At 52.8% G+C, this 4,488-nt stretch carries 4 protein-coding genes; all 4 read right to left on the bottom strand.

What is annotated here, in order from left to right; translation table 11 throughout:
* Positions 1–1,005, bottom strand: a 1,005-nt coding sequence (gene ftsZ, locus VAE48_RS14750) for a cell division protein FtsZ (protein ID WP_322794093.1), incomplete at its 3' end; no start/stop codon positions are given.
* Positions 1,006–1,073: 68 nt separating this feature from the next.
* Entirely contained in the window at positions 1,074–2,309 is a 1,236-nt protein-coding gene (gene ftsA / locus VAE48_RS14755) for a cell division protein FtsA (RefSeq protein ID WP_322794094.1), read from the bottom strand.
* Positions 2,310–2,320: 11 nt separating this feature from the next.
* Positions 2,321–3,349 carry a cell division protein FtsQ/DivIB gene (locus VAE48_RS14760; RefSeq protein WP_322794095.1) on the bottom strand — a complete coding sequence of 343 codons (1,029 nt, stop codon included), beginning with the start codon at positions 3,347–3,349 and terminating at the stop codon, positions 2,321–2,323.
* Positions 3,346–4,455, bottom strand: a complete 1,110-nt coding sequence (locus VAE48_RS14765; protein ID WP_322794096.1) for a D-alanine--D-alanine ligase family protein — start codon at positions 4,453–4,455, stop codon at positions 3,346–3,348. Before VAE48_RS14765 ends, VAE48_RS14760 begins: the two co-directional genes overlap by 4 nt.
* Between the last annotated feature and the right edge of the window lie 33 nt (positions 4,456–4,488).

The following is a 4,488-nucleotide window of genomic DNA, read 5'->3' on the forward strand; positions in this document are numbered from 1 at the left end:
TTCTTCCTTCTTCGGGGCGGGGCGCGGTTCCACTAAAGGGGAACGAACGCTGGGCCGGTCAAATCCGGTTGCAATCACAGTGATGCGAATTTCATCACCCATGTTCGGATCCACCACCGCACCGAAGATCAGGTTAACATCCGGGTGAGCGGTTTCCTTGATGATTGCCGCAGCCTGATTGACCTCGAACAGCGTCAGGCTGTTGCCGCCGGTCACATTGAACAAGATTCCACGCGCGCCGTCAATCGTAATATCCAGCAGCTGGCTGGAAATTGCCATTTCCGCCGCAATGCGGGCGCGGTCTTCACCACTGGCATGTCCAACCGCCATCAGTGCTGCGCCGCCTTCGGACATGATCGCCCGCACATCCGCAAAGTCAAGGTTGATCAATCCGGGCACGGTGATCAGTTCGGAGATACCCTGAATGCCCTGCCGCAGAACATCATCCGCGGTGCGGAAGGCTTCCTGCAGGGTTACCCGTTTGTCCACAATTTGCAGCAAGCGATCATTGGGGATGACGATCAGCGTATCGGCATGTTCCTTGAGTTTTGAGATGCCGGCCTCGGCAGCCTGCTGGCGGCGCATGCCTTCAAAGGTGAAGGGACGGGTGACCACACCAATGGTCAACGCTCCAACTTCTTTGGCAATTTGCGCCACAATGGGTGCGGCACCGGTGCCCGTTCCTCCGCCAAGCCCGGCCGTCACAAACACCATGTCCGAGCCTTTGAGCACCTCGTACAGATCTTCGGCGGATTCCTCAGCCGCTTTACGGCCCACTTCGGGGTTTCCTCCCGCCCCCAAACCACGGGTGGATTTATCACCAATCCGCACCCGTGTAGGAGCTTTGGAAAGAAGCAAAGCCTGTGCATCGGTGTTGACCGTAATGAACTCGATGCCGCTCAACCCCTCTTCGATCATGCGGTTGACTGCGTTGCAGCCTCCGCCGCCCACACCAATTACTTTGATGCGGGCAAAAGATTCGGCTTGATTGCTGTAAAGATCCATTTTTTGTTCCTCCGATTAACCTGTCTTGATTGGGTTTGAATGTTTAGGTACGTGACCTCCAGAAAAAGTTAGGGCAACAGGCGTTTCAAGAAATTCTTGATCCTGTCTCCATCCAAGTTAATCCCTCTCGGGAGAAATGACCGGCGCGGTTGCAACGGCTCGGCTTCGCTGAGCAGCAATGCCCAGTGCAGCAAACCTACGCTGGTCGAATAGGCCGGCGAGTTCAGTTGATCGGTTAAACCCAGCAGGTTTTCCGGCTTGGCTACCCGAACCGGTAAACCGAGCACTGAACTGGCCAGGGTTTTCATGCCGGGCAGCAAACTTGCCCCGCCGGTCAAAACCATGCCCGCCGGCAGCAATCCGTCATAACCGGAACGTTTGATCTCCTGAAGTACGAGCATGAAAATTTCCTCAACACGCGCTTCAATGATATGCGCCAGATCTCGACGGTTGACCTGCACCGGCGCTTCCTGACCAAAGGATCGCACGCTGATCACGTCATTTTCGGCAATCTCGGATTCAACCGCATGTCCATAGCGTTTTTTGACTTCTTCAGCCTGATCAATGGACAGACGCAAACCATGCGCAATATCGGAGGTGATGTGATTACCGCCGACGGCCAGCACCATCGTGTGCCACACATCCCCGTCAATGTAAATAGCCAGATCGGTTGTGCCACCGCCAATATCACACACCACAGCCCCCATTTGGCGTTCGGTTTCAGAAAGCACAACCTCCGCCGAAGCCAGCGGGTTGAGGACAAACTGGGTTACCTGTACACCGGCAGCCTGAACGCACTGGCGAAGATTTTCCACGGTTGATTCAGCCGCAGTGATGATGTGCGCCTCAACCTCCATGCGGTAGCCGTGCATTCCAATCGGCGTGCGAATGCCATCCTGACCATCTACAATAAAACTGCGTTGAATGACATGGATGATCTGTCGGTTGTGAGGAATTGCAACTGCCTGGGCAGCCTCCAGCGCTCTGGCAACATCCAGTTCATCAATCACTCCGCCGGAAATTCCAACCACGCCCCGGCTGTTGACCGAAGCCACATGCGATCCCGCCAGACTGACCAGCGCCGAGGTGATTTCAAACCCTGAAGTGCGTTGAGCTTTCTCAATTGAACGCGCAATTGAAGTCGAAGCTGCCGCAAGGTCAACAATATTACCCTTTCGAATTCCTTGCGACGGCTCGATGCCCACCCCAAGAATGCGCATGGTTCGCTCGCCTTCCACGCGTGCCACCAGCGTACAAACTTTGGTTGTTCCGATATCAATTCCGACTACGATTGGTTCATCCATGGCATTCTCCGTTACTTGTAGAAGGGAGCATTAATGAACTCAACACTGACCAGTTCTTGAGGATGGATTCCCGTTTTTTCAAAGTAATCAACAATGGATTCATAGACTGTCAGTTTTTGTTCAAAATTCTCCAGATTTTTGCCGATATAGACTTCCCAACCGCGAGGATCCTGCCACCCTAGTCCATAAATAGAATTATAGACCAGGTTGGATTCAGGGGACAAGCGAAAAACGAGATCATTTATCGCTTTCAATACCAGCGTGTCCATATTTTGTCCCCATAACGCAGTTGGTGAGTCGCCGGTGGGATTTCCCTCCACCCCTTTTACAGGTTCTTTATTGGTGGATGCCAACGGGGGTGTCATATTGGATTCAATTCTCATCAACCCTTGCACTTCTCCACGAGGGGGGAGAATGACCCCTTCACTATCCACCCAATAAACCTGATCACCCTTGTCCCACATCATCACCGGCTGGCGTTCAACCACCTGTATGATAACCTCAGCCGGTAAGCCCACCTGGATATCAATGGAAGCCAGTTCTGGAAAAGCGGCAATCAACGCCTCTCGCGCCTTTCCCGGATCGAATTCAATGATTTGTGAACCCTCCAATCGCAAAACCGCCTCCACATCGGCATAGGATAGCCGCTGCAAACCCACCACTTGAAAACTTTGAACCTCAAACTGGTCACTGAAACCAAGTGTGTACAAGGCCATTACACACAACAACAGTAAAATTGCGGATACCAGACGCATTCCCGGGTTCACCAACGGGATAGCCGGCAGGCGAATTTCCGCACCGCTGGCCCCCAGCGGATAGTAATACTGCCTTTTAACCCGCATGGGCGGAATTTTCCGCAGTGGAACGCTGGTGCTGGCGTGATATCCCTTCAACAGTACGGATGGGCCAGCTTTAGCCCCGCTTGTTGATTTGACCGGCACAGATTTCCGCGCTGCGGAAGCCCGATTGGTTGTTTTTTGCGCCCGCCGTTGGCGCAATTGCTCGGCTCGATTAATTGCGGAAGTTGAATTCACGCTCATCCTTCCCTCCGATAATGAAACTCGGTTCGGTCGCGGTCTGTTTTGCGTTCAAAGGCCAGCTCAATCAGACGGTCTATTAACTGCGCATAGGGCAGTCCGCTCGCTTCCCAAAGTTTGGGGTACATACTGATTTGAGTAAAACCCGGAATGGTATTCACTTCGCTAATATAAATTTGATGGGTTTGACGATCTACCAGAAAATCCACTCTTGCCATGCCGGCACCATCAATGGCGCGGTAGGTTTCCAGTGCAATCCGCTGAATTTCTTGTTTGACCTCCTCCGGTAGCGGGGCAGGGATCAGCAGACGAGAATTATCGGAAAGATATTTTGCCGAATAGGTATAAAAATCCTCGCCAGGAACGACCTCGCCGGGTATCGAAGCTTCCGGTTGCTCATTTCCCAATACACTTACTTCAATCTCACGCGGCTTTTCCAGGCCCTGCTCGACGATAATGCGTCGGTCATAGCGGGCTGCTTCGTATAAACCCTCCACCAGATCCGAGCGGTTTCGGCATTTGGTTATCCCCACCGAGGAGCCCAAATTTGCCGGTTTAATGAAAACGGGGTATTGGAGGCTCGATTCAATGGCCTGGATTACCTTTTCTGCATCCTCCTCCACCATCCGGCGGGTGAACACCAGATAATCCAAAATCGGCAAATTGCAGGCGCGCAGAACGGTTTTAAACAAGGCTTTGTCCATGCCAACTGCCGAAGCCAGCACCCCAGCTCCCACATAAGCAACACCGATGAGTTCAAATAAGCCCTGCAGCGTTCCGTCCTCCCCAAAAGTACCGTGTAAAACGGGGAAAATCACATCCAGCCGGGTAAACGGTTCAACCCGCCCATCCTTCAGGAAATACAGCGTGGCATCCCCCGCATGGGGTAACATTGCCACCGGAGTTAAGTGCGCAGTTCTACCGGTTTGGAAGGCTTCTAACACATCCTGACCACTCAGCCACTGTCCCTCTTTGGTAATACCGACTTCTATCAGGTGGTATTTTGCAGGATCGAGATTGGCAAGAATAGATCGAGCCGAGAGCAAGGAAACCTCATGCTCACCGGAACGCCCGCCAAAGAATACTCCCACCGTAATCTTATCTGTCATTGCTCACCTTTTAAAGTGGTTTCACCATCAGAC

The sequence above is a fragment of the Bellilinea sp. genome (assembly GCF_034432615.1).
Lineage (GTDB): Bacteria > Chloroflexota > Anaerolineae > Anaerolineales > Anaerolineaceae > Bellilinea.